Source organism: Aeromonas sp., from assembly GCF_050252055.1.
Lineage (GTDB): Bacteria > Pseudomonadota > Gammaproteobacteria > Enterobacterales > Aeromonadaceae > Aeromonas > Aeromonas caviae.
Map to the genome: position 1 here is coordinate 77,149 of NZ_JBFWLQ010000012.1, position 15,405 is coordinate 92,553.

A 15,405-nucleotide genomic window follows, 5' to 3' on the forward strand; every position below is an offset into this window, starting at 1 on the left:
TCCCTGGTGTTCACAGCAACAAGGCCTCTTCGCGAAGCCTTGTTCGTTATTGGGCGGCAGGGGCCGGGGGCCGGGGGCGCCAGAGCGGGCCGCTTCGTCCCTGGGCGGGGTAGCGCACACCCGCCTCCCAGCCACAGGCGTCCTGTCCAGTGGGGAAACTCCAGCCCAGGTCGGGTGCATTGAGGGGGCCGCGCCAGCGGGCGAGCAGCTCGGCGCAGCGTCCCTTGTTCAGGACCCCGAGGTCGAGCTGCCACTGGTCTGCGGCCAGGTCGACACCCCCTTGCAGTGCCAGCAGGTGGGTGATGGTGGAGGCACCGCCTTGCTCGATCCGCACCTTGCCCTGCTCCGCCCTGGCATCCAGCCTGATCTGATAAAAGGGGGTGTCTCCGCGTTGCATCGCCTGCCACAGCGTCTGCGGTGTCAGATCGGGGGGGGTCTGCTCCCTGAACCAGTCATCCAGCAGGGGGTCGATGCCGACCTTGTCCCAGAAGGGATCCTTGCTCTCCAGGCTCAGGCTGCCCTGAAGGGTCCGGCGCCAGTTGGCCGTCTGCTCGCCGGGTTGCCCGTTGAGGTCGGCCTGCAGATCTGCTGCCAGATCCACCTTGCCCGCGAAGGAGACGGGGGAGTGCAGCAGCTTGCCCCACTGCTCCAGATCCAGCTGCTTGCCCTGCAACTGCAGGCGGCTCTCCTGCCCGGGCGTTCTGCCCCACTGGCCGCTCAGGTTGAGGGAGCCCTCGTCGGGCAGGGAGGTGGCGAGGGTGTTGAGCTGCCAGGAGCTGGGGGTCAGCTCGCCATCCAGGGTGCCGTTGCGGGCACTGAGACCGTCCCACACCAGCTCGAACCACTTGCTCTCGATGCGGGCTCGCCCCAGCAGGGGGCCTGGCTGGTTGCCCCGTAGGGCGAGATCGTTCAGGTAGAGTTGCCAGCCGGTCAGGGAGAGGGGCAGGGTGTCGTCGAAAGAGAGCACCTTGAGCTTGTCGAAGGCCAGTTTGCGGATGTCGATCTGTTGCGGGCGCCAGCCCTGCCAATCCTGCCACCACCCCTGGGGCAAACTGATGTCCATGCCGCTCAGGGCCAGATCCTTCAGGGTGAGCTTCTGCTGCTGGGTGTCGAGGGCCAGCTCGACGTTGAACTCCCCTTCGTATGCCTTGCCTCGCAGCTCGGCATCCAGCTGCCGGGGGGAGAAGGCGAGCTTGCCCTCGACGGCCTCAAGCTGGAACAAGCCGCGGCCCATGTCGCCCAGGGTGCCCGCCAGGTAGCCGCTGGGCTGGCTGCCCGCCTGCCAGTCGAAGGCGGTGAGCTGGCCGTTGAAGTTGTTGAGGGAGAGCTCCTGATCGATGGCATTGATGCTCATCTGGGCAAGCTGACCCCTGTCCAGGGTGATGCGGCGCAGGGGGAGCTCGCCAGGGGGAATGTCACCAAGCTCGAGGCGCATGGCGCGGGCCTTGAGATCGTGCAGTTGCAGGCTGCGCTCTGGCCAGTTCAGCACCATGCCGGTCTCGAGCAGGCCGTCGAACAGGTTGGTGCTCAGTCTGTCGGTGCTGAGCACCTGCCCCTCCAGCCGCCCCTTGAGGCTGAGACGGGCCAGGGTGAACATGGGGGTCTCCAGCTGGTTGATGCCTAGGGTGAGGTTGGCCTGGGGCTGGCGTCTCGGGTCGATCAGTTCCCAGTCACTCAGGGACGCACTGAGGCCGCGCAGGGTCAGGGCCTCGCTCTGCAGGCTCAGGTTGTCGATGGTGCTGTCGCTGATGGTGAGGGAGTGAACCGGCAGGCTTGGCAACTGGTTGGGGAGCGGCAGCTTGATGACGGGACGGATGAGGTCCAGGTGGGCGATGCGCACATCCCGGTTCAACCAGTCGATGTGCTCGATCTCCAGATAGAGTTTTTCCAGCTGTACCGCATCCCCATAGCGCACCTGTTCCGCCAGCAGGGTGTAGGGGTGCAGCGGATTGAACACCAGCCGGCCTATGGTGACGGGCACCCCGGTCTGCTGGCTGAGCCAGTTGGCGATGGGGCCTTTGGCGCGCTCTGCATCGAACAGGCCGAGACCGACCCAGACAAAGAGCAGCAGGAAGGCAAAGGTGTAGAGCAGGCCGCGCAGCCAGGAATTCATCAGTGCTTTCCTCCTGTTTCTGTTGCTTGGTCAGGCATTCGAGTAGTGATCCCGTAGACCGAGCCAGCATCGTATCAAGGGTTCGACACGGCTCGGGTGTTTATTCATCAGGCAAGGTGACCCTCTTCTGCATCTGCCTTGGTCAAGCATTGGAGTAGTGGTCCCGCAGGCCCAGCCAGCGGCGGATCAGGGGCTCGACATGAGCCGGGAGTTTATCCATCAGGCAAGGTGACCCTCTTCTGCATCTGCCCTGGTCAAGCATTGGAGTAGTGGTCCCGCAGGCCCAACCAGCGGCGGATCAGGGGCTCGACATGAGCCGGGTGTTTGTCCATCAGGAAGCGCGCCATCTTCTGCACCTGAGGGATGAGCGGCTGGTCGCGCACCAGATCGGCGATCTTGAGATCGGCCAGGCCGGTCTGGCGGGTACCGAGCAGCTCGCCTGGGCCACGCAGCTCCAGATCCCGCTGGGCGATGAGAAAGCCGTCATTGGTCTCCCGCAGTACCCCGAGGCGGCTCTGGGCGGTCTTGGACAAGGGGGCATGATAGAGCAGCACGCAGTGAGAGGCCACCGACCCCCGCCCGACCCGGCCGCGGAGCTGGTGCAACTGGGCCAGCCCCAGCCGCTCCGGGTTTTCGATGATCATCAGGCTGGCATTGGGCACATCCACCCCCACCTCGATGACGGTGGTGGCGACCAGCAGTTGCAGTATGCCCGCCTTGAACTCCTCCATCACCCGCTGTTTCTCGACGGGGCGCATCCGGCCGTGTACCAGGCCGATGTGCAGGCCGGGCAGCAGGGTTTGCAGCTCGGCGGCGGTGTCTTCGGCGGCCTGGCACTCCAGCACCTCCGACTCCTCGATCAGGGTGCAGACCCAGTAGGCCTGCTTGCCCTCCTCGCAGGCGAGCCTCACCCGCTCGATCACGTCCTGGCGGCGACTGTCCGGCAGGGCGACCGTGGTAATGGGAGTGCGGCCCGGCGGCAGCTCGTCGATGACCGAGGTGTCGAGGTCCGCATAGGCGGTCATCGCCAGGGTGCGGGGGATGGGGGTGGCGGTCATGATGAGCTGGTGGGGATGCACCCCTTCCCGCTCCCCTTTTTCCCGCAGGGCGAGGCGCTGATGCACGCCGAACCTGTGCTGTTCATCGATGATGACCAGGGCGAGGCGCTGGAATACCACCTGCTCCTGGAAGATGGCGTGGGTGCCCACCACCATCTTGACGCTGCCGTCCGCGATGGCGGCCAGCGCCTCTTCCCGCGCCTTGCCCTTCTGCTTGCCAGCCAGCCAGCCCACCTTGATGCCGAGCGGTTCCAGCCACCTGGCGAAGTTGATGGCGTGCTGTTCGGCCAGCAGCTCGGTCGGTGCCATCAGCCCCACCTGGCAGCCGTTGCCGATGGCCTGCAGGGCGGCCAGCGCCGCGACCAGCGTTTTACCTGAGCCCACGTCCCCCTGCACCAGCCGCATCATGGGGTGGCTCTGTTGCAGATCCCGGCCGATCTCCGCCACCACCCGGCTCTGGGCACCGGTGGGGGTGAACGGCAGGGCGCCGAGCAGCTGCCGGACCAGCTCGGGAGCGGGCTTGAGGGCACGGGCCAGCTGGGTCTGTGCCTGGGCCCGCACCTTCAAGACCGAGAGGTTGTGGGCCAGCAGCTCTTCCAGTACCAGCCGCTGCTGTGCCGGATGCTGGCCGCTCTCGAGCAGGGCCAGCGCCACCGAGGGAGGCGGGCGGTGCAGCAGCTTCAGGGCGGCGGCAAGATCGATCTGTTGGGGATAGAGGCCGGCAGGCAGCAGCTCCTCGACCCCGTAGAGGTCGAGCTGGGCCAGGGCCTGATCCGTGAGGCTGCGCAGGGTGAGCTGGCGCAGCCCCTCTGTGGTGGGGTAGACGGGGGTGAGGGCCTCTTCGGTCTGGCCGGCCTGCTCCTCGCCGAGCAGCTTGTACTCGGGGTGGGCCATCTCCAGGCCGTACTTGCCGGGACGTGTCTCGCCAAAGCAGCGGATAAGGCGGCCCTGGGCCAGGCTGTTTTTCTGGGCAGCGGTGAAATTGAAGAAGCGCAGGGTCAGGCTGCCGGTGCCGTCGCTGATACGGCACACCAGCATGCGGCGGCGCCCCATCACCAGCTGGGTGTCCTGGATCTCGCCCTCGACGGCACCGTGCAGGCCGGGCGGCAGATCGCCGATGGGCCACACCTGGGTGCGGTCCTCGTAGCGCAGGGGAAGGTGGAACAGCAGGTCCTGTACCGTGGCCAGCCCCAGCCGCTCGAGTTTCTCCAGCATCTTGCTGCCGACACCCTTGAGGCTGTCGAGGGAGATTTTATCCAATTTCATCAATTAGATGCCCGAAAACACTGTAAATATGTCCAGATGATAGGGGTTGTTGCGGCCTCGATGCAAGCCGCGTTGTGCCGTTCCGGGCTGGTGGGCAAGGGAGCGGGGGGAGGGTCACCCATGAAAAAGGCCTGCCGGAAACGGCAGGCCTTTTCACTGACGGGGCGCCCTGGCGGTCAGATGATGCGCTTGAGCAGGAGGTGAGCCTTGACCCTGTGGATCCGGGCCAGCAGCTTGCGCACCTGATCCGGGTAATCCTTGATCTGCTCTATCTGGTCGAAGTGACTGATGCGGCGGGTGTGGGCCAGGATGTTCTCCCGCTCCGCACTGAACTGCTCGCGCAGGTGATGGTGCTGGTCGTGTACCAGCAGGCCGTTCTCCAGATCCAGCGCCCAGGCTCGGGGATTGAGGTTGTTGCCGGTGAGCAGGGCCCACTCCTCATCCACGAAGATCCCCTTGAGGTGATAGGAGTTCTTCTCGCAGCACCAGAGCATGAGGTTGAGCCGGCCGTTGTCGATGTGGTGCTGGTTGCGCTCGGCAAACTTGCGCAGGTTGGTCTCGTAGAGATAGGGCAGACCGCCGATGGTGGAGAACTTCTCCTCCGGGGGGATGAAGAAGTCGTTGGCGGTCTTGTCGCCCACGACGATGGTCACCTTGCAGCCGCGTTTGAGCAGTGCCTCCACGTCCTTGTTCAACTCCTTGGGGGGGTTGAAGTAGGGGGTGCAGATGAAGATCTCCCGCTCGGTGGCCCGCACCAGGTTGCGGATCATCCGGTTGAGCTGGTTGCCCCGCTTGCCCAGGCCCACCATGGGGGTCACGGCGATCTCCCGATCGTTGGGCTGGATGCTCTCGAAGCGGTACTGGCAGAGGCGCAGGCGCTGCTTGAAGCGGCGGATCGGTCCCTTGAGCTGCTTGGCGCCGGGGATGCCGGTGCGATCCAGTCGCTGGACGGCCTCGCTGCCGAGGAAGACGTCATCTACGTAGTTGACCATGCTGCGGGTCAGTGCCGGGCTGTGGATCTGGTGATAGCGATCGAAGCGGTAGCGCTCCTGCTGGTGCAGGTAGATGTCGTTGAGGCTGGCGCCGGAGTAAAGCAGGGTGTCGTCGAAGATGAAGCCCTTGAGGTGCAGCACCCCGAGCAGCTCGCGGCCCTTGACCGGCACGCCGTAGATCTCGATCTGGTGCTCGTGGCGAGCGGCCATGGCCTGGTACATCAGGTGGTTGCCCCCCTGCTTGCCCTTGCCGATCAGGCCGCGCTGGGCGCGGTGGAAGTCGACGAACACCTTGACGTCGAGGGCCGGGTTACGCTGCTTGGCGGCATAGAGGGCGGAGAGAATCTCCCGTCCCGCCTCGTCATCCTGCAGATAGAGCGCGATCAGATAGATGCGCTGGGTCGCATGGGCGATGAGCGACAGGATCCGGCTCTTGAAGTCTTTGGCGCTGCTGAGTATCTGGAACTGATCCGCGGCAACCGCGATCTGGGGTAAGCGGGTCAGCAACTGTCGATAATGTGCCGATGAATGCATAGAGAAGCCTGAAATCACGGGATGAAGCGTTCCACTCGGGGCGAAGAATAGGCAATTCTAGCAATCTGTGGCGATGGGCCCAAGCAAGAATCCGTAAAAAGTCGGTGCAATATCACATCGGGGCCGACGGATGCGGCCCCGATGTGTTTCCGTCAGAGGATGGCGCTGGCCGTGGCCACGATGAGGAAGGCGATGGTGCCGAGCAGGGTCTCCATCACGGTCCAGGTCTTGAGGGTGGTCTTCTCGTCCATGTTGAGGAAGCGGCTGACCAGCCAGAAGCCGGAGTCATTGAAGTGGGAGAGCACGGTGGCGCCCCCGGCGATGGCGATGACGATGAAGGTCAGGTCCAGCTCGCTCAGGCCGGTGGTGGCGGCCACGGTCGGCGCCATCAGGGCGGCGGTGGTGGTCAGGGCCACGGTGGCGGAACCCTGGGCAACCCGCAGCGCGGCGGATACCAGGAAGGCCGCGAGGATCACCGGCATGCCGGTATCGGAGAGCACGTCGGCCAGCGCGGTGCCGATGCCGCTCGCCCGCAATACGCCGCCGAACATGCCGCCGGCACCGGTGACCAGGATGACGGCGCAGACCGGGGCCAGGGCGTCGTTGCAGAACTTCTCGAGCTGCACCTTGCCCTGGCTCTGGCGGAACATCCAGAGGGCGTACAGCACAGTGATGAGCAGGGCGACCGGGGTCTTGCCGACCATGCGCAGCACGTTGACCCAGTCCGCACCCTTGTCGATGACGCCCATGACGCCCAGGGTATTGAGGCCGGTATCCATGAAGATGAGCACCAGCGGCAGCAGCAGGATGGAGATCACCTGGCCGAAGCTCGGCGCCTTGTCGGAGAGCTGCTCGGCGCTGGCAGTGAAGCTCGGGGGCAGGGGCAGCTCAAACTTCTTGCCGGACCAGAGCCCGAACAGGTAGGCACCCAGATACCAGGTGGGCAGCGCGACCAGCAGGCCCACGATGGTGAGCAGACCGATGTTGGCACCCAGCAGCTCGCTGGCGGCCACCGGACCCGGGTGGGGCGGCAGGAAGGCGTGCATCACCGCGAAGGCACCGGCGGAGGGCAGGGCATACTTGAGGACGGAGCCGCCGAACTGCTTCGCCACGCTGAAGATGATGGGCAGCATGACGATGAGGCCGGCGTCAAAGAAGATCGGGAAGCCGAACAGCAGGGAGGCCACACCCAGCGCGAAGGGGGCGCGGTGGGAGCCGAAGCGGTTGATCAGGGTATCGGCCAGTACCTTGGCGCCCCCCGTCATCTCCAGGATCCGGCCTATCATGGCGCCGAGGCCGACCAGCAGCGCGACCGAGGCCAGGGTGCCGCCGAAACCGGTCAGCATGGTGGGGATCACCTGGTCATAGGTGACCCCGGTGGCCAGGGCCGTCAGCATGCTGACCAGGGTCAATGCCACGAAGGCATGTACCTTGAATCGCATGATCAGCACCAGCAACATGACAATGGCTCCGCCCGCTACCGAGAGCAGATAGGCGACATCGGGTGTGTTCATTGCTCCGTTCATAAAATTGTCCTCAAATGGTTCTAGTTGTTGTTCTGCACATTTCTGTGCTGCACTTCACATTGCGAAACGTTACCGGTAACATGTTACCGGTAACGTGGTAGCTTAGAACCCATCAGGCGAACGTTTTTTGAAAAGTGAGAGAGAGGTCAAATAATGGCGGGCAAGTGCATTATCGTGATGGGTGTGTGTGGCAGCGGCAAGTCCAGCATCGGCCTCAAGGTGGCCAATGCCCTGGGGGCCAAGTTCATCGACGGCGATGATCTGCACCCTCGCGCGAACATCCAGAAGATGGCGGCGGGCAACCCGCTCAACGACGAAGACAGGGCCCCCTGGCTGGAGCGTATCCGCGATGCGGCCTACAGCCTGGAGCGCAAGAACGAGCTCGGCGTCATCGTCTGCTCGGCCCTCAAGAAGCAGTACCGCGACCAGATCCGCGAGGGCAACGACTCGGTGAGTTTCCTGTTTCTGGATGGCAGCCAGTCCCTCATTCTCGAACGGATGCGGGCACGGCAGGGCCACTTCATGCGCGAAGCCATGGTACAAAGCCAGTTTGATACCCTGGAGCGACCGGATGGCGAGCCCGGCGTGTTTCGCATCGATATCGACGGGACCTTCGAACAGGTGGTCGACCGTGCCGTCACCGCGCTGACGCAGGCGCAATGAGCCATGTCGCGCGCCCGGCTGCAGCCGACCGCGCCCGTATATAGAGTTGGAGAGAAAGCTATGACCCATCCCGTGATCACCCAGGTGACCAACCGCATCCGCGAGCGCAGCACCGCCCGCCGTGCCCGCTTCCTGGCCCGCATCCAGCGCCAGGCTGATCAGGGCAAGACCCGCGCCTCCCTCTCCTGTGGCAACCTGGCCCACGCCGTGGCCGCCTCGAGCTGTGACGAGAAGGGGCGGATCCTCGACATGACCCGCGCCAACGTGGCCATCGTCACCGCCTACAACGACATGCTGAGTGCCCATCAGCCCTATCAGGGCTACCCGGACATCATCAAGGGCGCCCTGGCCGAGCTCGGCCACAGTGCCCAGGTTGCCGGCGGCGTACCCGCCATGTGCGACGGCGTGACCCAGGGTCAGCCGGGGATGGACATGTCCCTCTTCTCCCGGGACCTCATCGCCCAGGCCACCGCGGTCTCCCTCTCCCACAACACCTTCGACGCCACCCTGCTGCTCGGCATCTGCGACAAGATTGCCCCGGGCCAGATCATGGGGGCGCTTTCCCACGCCCACCTGCCCACCGCCTTCGTGCCTGCCGGCCCCATGGCGAGCGGCATCAGCAACGACGAGAAGGTGAAGGTGCGCCAGCAGTACGCTGCCGGTGAAGTGGGCCGCGACGCCCTGCTCAAGATGGAGTGCGGCGCCTACCACGCGGCGGGCACCTGCACCTTCTACGGCACCGCCAACACCAACCAGCTGGTGTTCGAAGCCATGGGCCTGATGCTGCCGGGCTCCGCCTTCGTGCATCCGCACAGCGAGCTGCGCCACGCCCTCACCGAGGAAGCGGCCCGCCGCATCAGCGCCATGATCCCGGGCTCCCCGGCCTATCGCCCCCTGAGTGCGGTGATCGACGAGCGCGCCCTGGTCAACGGCCTGGTGGCCCTGCTCGCCTCCGGCGGCAGCACCAACCACAGCATCCACATGGTGGCGCTGGCCCGCGCCGCCGGGCTGGAGCTGACCTGGGACGACCTGAGCGATCTCTCCGACGTGGTGCCGCTCCTGGTGCGCATGTACCCGAACGGCCCGGCGGACGTCAACGCCTTCGAACAGGCGGGGGGCGTGCCCGGCCTGATGCGTCGTCTGGCCGAAGAGGGGCTGATCCACATGGATGCCACCCCGGTCTTCGGCGAGATGCAGGACTACCTCAGCCGTCCGGCACTGGTGGATGGCAAGCTGGTGTGGCAACCGGTGGGCGAGAGCGCGGATCCGGGCGTGCTCTCTCCCTCTGGCAGCGAGTTCCAGGCCACCGGCGGCACCAAGCTGCTGGCGGGCAACCTGGGCCGCGCCGTGGTCAAGGTCTCCGCCGTCGCGCCCGAGTATCGGGTCATCGAGGCCCCGGCCCGGGTCTTCTCCTCCCAGCATGCGGTGGAGGCAGCCTACAAAGCCGGTGAGTTGAACCAGGACGCCGTCATCGTGGTGCGCCACAACGGCCCGGCCGCCAACGGTATGCCGGAGCTGCACAAGCTGATGCCAGTACTTGGCAACCTGCAGAAGGCGGGTCACAAGGTGGCTCTGGTCACCGACGGCCGCCTCTCCGGCGCCTCCGGCAAGATCCCGGCCGCCATCCACGTCACCCCGGAAGCGCTGCACGGCGGGGCCATCGGCCTGCTTGCCGATGGCGACCTGCTGCGGGTGGATGCCGAGTCCGGCCGCCTCGACTGCCTGACCGATTTGAGCGGCCGTACCCAGGCCGAGATCGACCTCACCCTGGAACAAGAGGGGTGGGGCCGTGAACTGTTCAGCGTGATGCGTCGCGCGGTATCGAGCGCCGAGTGCGGCGCCACCATCTTTGACTGAGGAAGAGCTATGCAGAACTGGAAAGTGACCCCTGCCGAGGTGTTTGCCGCCTCCCCCCTGGTACCCGTGATGGTCATCAACGACCTGGAGCAGGCCCTGCCGATGGCTAAGGCCCTGCTGGATGGCGGCATCTCGGTGTTCGAGATCACCCTGCGCACCCCGGTGGCGCTGGACGCCATCACCCTCATCGCCAAGGCGATGCCGGATGCCATGGTCGGTGCCGGTACCGTGCTCAACTGCGCGCAGTTTGATGCCGCTGTCGCTGCCGGTGCCCGCTTCGTCATCTCCCCGGGCATGACCCCGGCCCTGCTGGCCCACGCGGCCAAGAGCACGGCGCCGCTGATCCCGGGGGTGGCCACCCCGTCCGAGGTGATGCAGGCGCTGGAAGCGGGCTACGACCACCTCAAATTCTTCCCGGCCGAGGCGAATGGCGGCACCAAGGCACTCTCCGCCATCGCGGCGCCCCTGCCCCAGGTGAAATTCTGCCCCACCGGCGGCATCGGCCCGAAAAACGTGGCCGACTACCTGGCGCTGAAATGTGTGGCCACCGTCGGCGGCTCCTGGATGCTGCCGGCAGACGCCGTCAAGAGCGGCAACTGGGAGGAGGTGACCCGCCTCTCCCGGGAAGCGGTTGAATTGGTTAAACGCTAAGCAAATATCGTTTAGAAAAATTAAACAGGCCACCCCCGGGTGGCCTGCTGTTTTTCCGCCCCCGGAGGGGGTGGGCCGTTTGCTTCCGGCCTCGCCCTGGCTTAAGGTCGGGGGCCGCCCCTCTCCCCTGGAGCCTTCATGTCCTGTCTGCATCCATCCTACCCGCAAGGGCACTTCACCGCGCTGCACTGCCACCCCCATGCCCAATACTGCTATCTGCACGACGGGGGCGGCATCATCACGGGGCGAGGGGAGGGAGAACTGCTGGTGGCGGGCCAGATCTGCTTTATTCCGCCGGGGTGGGAGCACGAGTTTCGCGTGCTGCGCCGCTCCCGGCTCTCCCTCCTCTATGTGCCGACGTCGGCCCGCACCGCCTTCGGCCCCTTGCAGGCCAGCCCGCTGCTGGCGGGCCTCTTCGCCCGCCTGCCCGAGCTGGCCGAGGAGGAGGTGAAGGGGGCCTATCTGACGGTGCTTGGCCAGGAGCTGGAGTGCGCCGACCCGCTCGCGGCGCGCATTCCCCTCACCGGGGAGCTGGACCCGCGCCTGTTGCGGGTGCTGGACAGGGTGTGCCAGGCACCCGCCATCCATCTGACGCTGACGGCGCTGGCGGCAGATTGCGGCGCCTCGGTGCGTACCCTCAACCGGCTTTTCCTCCAGCAGCTGGGGTGCAGCTTTCGCCAGTGGCGGGAGCAGGTGGTGCTGGGACGGGCGCGCCAGTTGCAGCACCGGGGGCTCACGCTGGCCCAGATCGCCGATCGGCTCGGCTACGAAGATCCCGGCGCCTTGTCCCGCGCCCTCCAGCGCCTTGCCCGGCGCGAACCGGCGGCCTGAGGGCCCGTCGTCTGCCTTCCTGCCCGCCATGGCGGTGTCTGCGGGTTGCCGGCAGTCAGCGCCGCGAGCCGATATCCGCATCCTCCTTGCTGCCTGCCAGCAGACAGGTCACCTCGTCGGTGTGGCAGATCCGATCGCCGCGAAAGGTGAAGAGGCCGCTCACCTTGCAGACCAGGGTGCCGCCGTCCTGGCGGGTGGCCCGTACCACATGGGTCGAGTGCACCCGCTCCCCCTGCGCCAGGGTGGCGACAAACTCGATGCTCGCCCCGGCCAGATGGCGGCGCAGTGTGGCGATGTGCTGGTGAAACGCCGGGTAGTCGAGCCGCTCGCCGTTCACCTCCTGGCAGTAGTCGGGGGTGAACCAGGCGTCGAGCTCCGCCAGAGGGAAGGCGGGATCGCAGATGACGCGCTGCAGGCAGGCTTTCAATCGTTCGGTGTGGTGCATGGTCTGCTCCTGACAGGGTGGATGGAGGAGCCAGCATAGGCCAGGGGGCGGCGAGGGGAGAGGGGAGAAGGCGCCATCATGGCGGTCGAACGCGCCATGATGGCCGGGGATCAGCCGAGGCTTTCCCCCTCATAGAGGGAGAAGCCGATGTCCTTGCACCTGGTCGCCAGCGGCTGGCCGCCGAGGCGGGCCAGCAGCATGATGGCGGCTTCGCGACCTATGGTCTCGCGGGGGGTGACGATGCTGGCGAGCTTGGGGGTCATGGCGTGGCCGATGTCGAGGGCGTTGCTGCCGGCGATGGCCACCTGCTGGGGCACCGGGATCCACCTGGCCTGGCATTGCAGCAGGGCCCCCACTGCGAGGTCGTCGTTGGTGCAGAACAGGCCGTCGAGATCGGGGAAGCGCGCCATGGCCTGGGCCAGCAGCTCTCCCCCCAGGGTGAAGCTGGAGGATTGCTCCGTCAGCAGGTGCTGGCCGGTCAGACCGAAATCGGCCATCGCCTGGTAGTAGCCTTCCATTCGCAGCTGGGTGCGCACGTCGAGCCGGGCGCCGAGGTAGATCACCTTGCGCCGTCCCCGGCGCAGCATCTCTGTTACCATGGCCCGGGCGGCGGCCCGGTGATCCATGCCCACCACCATGTCGATGGGGGAGAGGGGCAGATCCATGGTTTCCACCACCGGGATGCCGGCGGTGGCGATCATCTTGCGGGTGCGCTCGGTGTGCTGGGTGTCCGAGAGGATGAGCCCGTCCACGTTGTAGGAGAGGAGCGAGGCGATCTGCTCCTCCTCCCGCTCCGGGCTGTAGCCGTAGTGGGCGAGCAGGGTCTGGTAGCCGGCGGGCCGGGTCACCGCCTCGATGCCGTGGATCACCGCCGAGAAGACCTGGTTGGAGAGGGAGGGGATCAGGATGCCGATCGCCTTGCTGGTGGCGTTCGACAGCATGTCCGGCGCCCGGTTCGGGATGTAGCCGAGCTCCTCCACCGCGGCGGCGATGCGCTCGCGGGTCCCTTCGGCCACGGCGGACGGGTCGCGCAGGTAGCGGCTGACGGTCATCTTGGTGACACCGGTCAGGTCGGCAATGTCCTGCAGGGTAGGGCGGCGCTTGCGGGTGTCGTTCATCTGGGGATCCGGCAAAAAATGTTACACGTAACATTACCGTTTTTGCACGGCAATGTCAGCATATGACGCCATCAATAGGGGGCAGGGGATGATCAAGGGCAGGTGTTTCGAGGGGGTCCACTTCGAGCAGCAGGAGGTGGAGGGGGAGCAGTTCCAAGGGTGCCGCTTCATCGGCTGTCACTTCTCCTGGCTCGATCTCGGGGAGAGCCGCTTCGTCGACTGCAGCTTCTATGACAGGGAACGGGAGCTGGGATGCCTGTTTCAGGGCTGCGATCTGAGGGAGGCGAGCTTCCTGCGCTGCGATCTCACCCTGGCGGACTTCGGCCGCAGCCAGTGTCTTGGGCTGGAGATGCGCGACTGCCAGGCCATGGGGATCAACTTCGCCCATGCCAGCTTCGCCAACCGGATCACCGCCAAAAGCTATTTCTGCGAGGCCCACCTCACCGGCAACAACTTAAGCTACGCAAACTTCGAAAGCTGCCTGCTGGAGCGGTGCGAGCTTGCCGGCAACCGCTGGCAGGGGGCCAACCTGCTGGGCGCCTCCCTGGCAGGCTCGGATCTCAGCGGCTCCGAGTTCGGGCAAATCGACTGGACCAGCTTCAACCTGCAAGGGTGCGATCTGCGCCAGTGCGATCTGCCCGGTCTGGATCTGCGCCGGGTCAACCTCGCCGGGGTGCAGATCAATGAAGATCAGCAGCAGGGGCTGCTGGAGCAGATCGGGCTGGTGGTCTTCCCCTGAGCGGGGTGGAAAAGAGGTAAGTTTTCATCATCGGGGCGGGCGGTGTGGTGCCTCCCCTGCCAAGCAAAAAGCCTGCGCGATGCAGACTTTTTGTCAGGTGAAGTGCTAAACGACGCGGTGTTGCTGTCTTTTGCTCCCTGTTCCCTCGCGGGAGAAGGGCTGGGGATGAGGTAGCGGACTCCACTCGGGCACCGACAAGGCGGGCTTAGCGTCTGGCCAGCCACTTGGTCGGGTTGATGGCCTCGCCCTGATAGCGGATCTCGAAGTAGAGGCCGGAGCGCTCCTGTCCGCCGCTGTCGCCGACCAGGGCCACGGGCTCACCCTGCTCCACCTTTTGTCCCACCTGTCGCAGCAGCGACTGGTTGTGGCCGTAGAGGCTCATGTAGCCCTTGCCATGGTCGATGACCAGCAGCATGCCGAAGCCGTCGAGCCAGTCGGCGTAGACCACCTGGCCCGGTGCCACCGCCTTGACCTGGGTCCCTTCGCTGGCGCCGATCAGGGTGCCCTTCCACTTCAGCTCGGCGGTACGTGGCGAGCCGTAGGAGATGAGGATGGGGCCCTGCACCGGCCAGCGCAGGTTGCCACCCGTGCTCAGACCGCCGTAGCCGTTGCTGCTTGCCTTGGCGCTGTTGCGGGCGGCCGCTTGCTGCTGCGCCACCTTGGCCTGCTGTTCGGCGACGCGTTGCTGCTGGGCCGCCAGCCGCTGCTGTTCGCCGACCTGGCGCTGCTGGGCCGCGATCCGCTGCTGCTCCTCGATGCGCTTCTGCTCGGCTGCCAGGCGCTGGGCCTCCAGACGGCGCTGGCGCTCCTGCTCGGCCTTGATCTTGGCAAGGCGCTCCCGCTCGGCCCGTTCGCGGCGTTCCTTTTCTTCCTGCTGGCGACGCAGCTCTTCCAGCCGCGCCTTGAGCGCTTTCTCCGCCTTGACCAGCTTGTCGAGCTTCTGCTCGTCGGCCTGCACCGACTGCTGCAACTGGTTACGCACCTTGGCACGGCTCTGCTGGCTGGCCAGCAGGCTCTGGTGATGCTCCTGCTGCTCGCCGAGCAGGGTCTGGAGGCGGTTCTCGGTCTCCCTGGTGGCCTGCTGGTTCTTGGCCAGCTTGTCACGGGTGGCGCGCAGGGCTTCAATGGCCTCGATACGGGCCTTGTTGAGGTAGTCGAAGTAGTCGAGGGCGCGGCTCAGCTTGGCCGGATCCTGCTGGTTGAGCAGCAGTTTGAGGTAATCGTGGTTGCCCGCCTGGAAGGCGCTTTCTGCCTGCTTGGCCAGCAACTGCTTCTGGTGTTTCGCTTGCTGCTCCAGTGCCAGCTTGTCCTGCTGCAGGGACGCCAGCTTCTGCTGGTTCTGCCGGAGTTGCTGTCTGGTCTGCTCGAGTTTGGCGGCGGCAGCCGAAATGGCCTGCTCGTCAGCCTTGAGCTGGGTGTTGAGCTTGGCAAGCTCCTGCTTGCTGAGCTTGAGGGTCTGTTGCTGTTCCTTGATCTGGGACTGCATGGCCCCCAACTGCTGGTTCGCAGCCTGGGCTGTGCCGGTACCGCAGATCAGGCAAAAAAACAGCGCGCCGGCCAACAGGCCGACGCGACTGGTTTTCTGTGAAATAATTTCGCATCCCCGCATGGG

The 15,405-nt window shown here is 65.7% G+C and carries 12 protein-coding genes; 5 read left to right on the forward strand and 7 right to left on the reverse strand.

Features of this window, described 5'->3' with window-relative positions:
* Positions 1 to 46 precede the first annotated feature (46 nt).
* The 4 genes from AB7E19_RS18575 to AB7E19_RS18590 form a co-directional block, all read right to left on the reverse strand.
* Positions 47 to 2,113, reverse strand: coding sequence for an AsmA-like C-terminal region-containing protein (locus AB7E19_RS18575; protein WP_322131273.1), 2,067 nt, complete (start codon positions 2,111 to 2,113; stop codon positions 47 to 49).
* Between the two features lie 254 nt (positions 2,114 to 2,367).
* Positions 2,368 to 4,437 (reverse strand): ATP-dependent DNA helicase RecG, encoded by a 2,070-nt coding sequence (gene recG / locus AB7E19_RS18580; protein WP_201970212.1) that lies wholly within the window; start codon positions 4,435 to 4,437, stop codon positions 2,368 to 2,370.
* A 176-nt stretch (positions 4,438 to 4,613) separates the two neighbouring features.
* A complete protein-coding gene (gene pssA, locus AB7E19_RS18585; protein WP_427936197.1) occupies positions 4,614 to 5,963 on the reverse strand; it encodes a CDP-diacylglycerol--serine O-phosphatidyltransferase in 1,350 nt (449 codons plus the stop codon).
* Between the two features lie 152 nt (positions 5,964 to 6,115).
* Positions 6,116 to 7,477 (reverse strand): GntP family permease, encoded by a 1,362-nt coding sequence (locus AB7E19_RS18590; RefSeq protein ID WP_223931884.1) that lies wholly within the window; start codon positions 7,475 to 7,477, stop codon positions 6,116 to 6,118.
* 165 nt (positions 7,478 to 7,642) lie between these two features.
* On the opposite strand from AB7E19_RS18590, the gene AB7E19_RS18595 reads away from it, so the two are divergent.
* The 4 genes from AB7E19_RS18595 (at position 7,643) to AB7E19_RS18610 (ending at position 11,491) form a co-directional block, all read left to right on the forward strand.
* Positions 7,643 to 8,152, forward strand: a complete 510-nt coding sequence (locus AB7E19_RS18595; RefSeq protein ID WP_039039504.1) for a gluconokinase — start codon at positions 7,643 to 7,645, stop codon at positions 8,150 to 8,152.
* A gap of 60 nt (positions 8,153 to 8,212) precedes the next feature.
* Positions 8,213 to 10,009 carry a phosphogluconate dehydratase gene (gene edd, locus AB7E19_RS18600; protein ID WP_322131271.1) on the forward strand — a complete coding sequence of 599 codons (1,797 nt, stop codon included), beginning with the start codon at positions 8,213 to 8,215 and terminating at the stop codon, positions 10,007 to 10,009.
* 9 nt (positions 10,010 to 10,018) lie between these two features.
* Positions 10,019 to 10,660 carry a bifunctional 4-hydroxy-2-oxoglutarate aldolase/2-dehydro-3-deoxy-phosphogluconate aldolase gene (locus tag AB7E19_RS18605; RefSeq protein WP_322131270.1) on the forward strand — a complete coding sequence of 214 codons (642 nt, stop codon included), beginning with the start codon at positions 10,019 to 10,021 and terminating at the stop codon, positions 10,658 to 10,660.
* Between the two features lie 138 nt (positions 10,661 to 10,798).
* Positions 10,799 to 11,491, forward strand: a complete 693-nt coding sequence (locus AB7E19_RS18610; protein WP_322131269.1) for an AraC family transcriptional regulator — start codon at positions 10,799 to 10,801, stop codon at positions 11,489 to 11,491.
* 55 nt (positions 11,492 to 11,546) lie between these two features.
* Here AB7E19_RS18610 and AB7E19_RS18615 read toward each other — a convergent pair whose 3' ends face one another.
* Both AB7E19_RS18615 and AB7E19_RS18620 read right to left on the reverse strand, forming a co-directional pair.
* Positions 11,547 to 11,936 (reverse strand): nuclear transport factor 2 family protein, encoded by a 390-nt coding sequence (locus tag AB7E19_RS18615; protein WP_041214080.1) that lies wholly within the window; start codon positions 11,934 to 11,936, stop codon positions 11,547 to 11,549.
* Between the two features lie 110 nt (positions 11,937 to 12,046).
* Positions 12,047 to 13,054 (reverse strand): substrate-binding domain-containing protein, encoded by a 1,008-nt coding sequence (locus AB7E19_RS18620; RefSeq protein ID WP_045522401.1) that lies wholly within the window; start codon positions 13,052 to 13,054, stop codon positions 12,047 to 12,049.
* Positions 13,055 to 13,142: 88 nt separating this feature from the next.
* Between AB7E19_RS18620 and AB7E19_RS18625 the strand changes: the two genes are divergently transcribed.
* Positions 13,143 to 13,793, forward strand: a complete 651-nt coding sequence (locus AB7E19_RS18625) for a Qnr family pentapeptide repeat protein (RefSeq protein WP_322131268.1) — start codon at positions 13,143 to 13,145, stop codon at positions 13,791 to 13,793.
* Positions 13,794 to 13,998: 205 nt separating this feature from the next.
* On the opposite strand, the gene AB7E19_RS18630 is transcribed toward AB7E19_RS18625, so the two are convergent.
* On the reverse strand, positions 13,999 to 15,402 hold the full coding sequence (locus AB7E19_RS18630; protein WP_322131267.1) for a peptidoglycan DD-metalloendopeptidase family protein: 1,404 nt from the start codon (positions 15,400 to 15,402) through the stop codon (positions 13,999 to 14,001).
* Positions 15,403 to 15,405: the final 3 nt, after the last annotated feature.

What these genes read in the sequence shown, in the direction of transcription:
- AB7E19_RS18615 (WP_041214080.1), bottom strand. Translation starts at nt 11,936, where the DNA reads ATGCACCACACCGAACGATTGAAAGCCTGCCTGCAGCGCGTCATCTGC.
- AB7E19_RS18625 (WP_322131268.1), top strand. Translation starts at nt 13,143, where the DNA reads ATGATCAAGGGCAGGTGTTTCGAGGGGGTCCACTTCGAGCAGCAGGAG.
- AB7E19_RS18610 (WP_322131269.1), top strand. Translation starts at nt 10,799, where the DNA reads ATGTCCTGTCTGCATCCATCCTACCCGCAAGGGCACTTCACCGCGCTG.
- AB7E19_RS18620 (WP_045522401.1), bottom strand. Translation starts at nt 13,054, where the DNA reads ATGAACGACACCCGCAAGCGCCGCCCTACCCTGCAGGACATTGCCGAC.
- recG (WP_201970212.1), bottom strand. Translation starts at nt 4,437, where the DNA reads ATGAAATTGGATAAAATCTCCCTCGACAGCCTCAAGGGTGTCGGCAGC.
- AB7E19_RS18590 (WP_223931884.1), bottom strand. Translation starts at nt 7,477, where the DNA reads ATGAACACACCCGATGTCGCCTATCTGCTCTCGGTAGCGGGCGGAGCC.
- AB7E19_RS18630 (WP_322131267.1), bottom strand. Translation starts at nt 15,402, where the DNA reads ATGCGGGGATGCGAAATTATTTCACAGAAAACCAGTCGCGTCGGCCTG.
- pssA (WP_427936197.1), bottom strand. Translation starts at nt 5,963, where the DNA reads ATGCATTCATCGGCACATTATCGACAGTTGCTGACCCGCTTACCCCAG.
- AB7E19_RS18575 (WP_322131273.1), bottom strand. Translation starts at nt 2,113, where the DNA reads ATGAATTCCTGGCTGCGCGGCCTGCTCTACACCTTTGCCTTCCTGCTG.
- AB7E19_RS18595 (WP_039039504.1), top strand. Translation starts at nt 7,643, where the DNA reads ATGGCGGGCAAGTGCATTATCGTGATGGGTGTGTGTGGCAGCGGCAAG.
- AB7E19_RS18605 (WP_322131270.1), top strand. Translation starts at nt 10,019, where the DNA reads ATGCAGAACTGGAAAGTGACCCCTGCCGAGGTGTTTGCCGCCTCCCCC.
- edd (WP_322131271.1), top strand. Translation starts at nt 8,213, where the DNA reads ATGACCCATCCCGTGATCACCCAGGTGACCAACCGCATCCGCGAGCGC.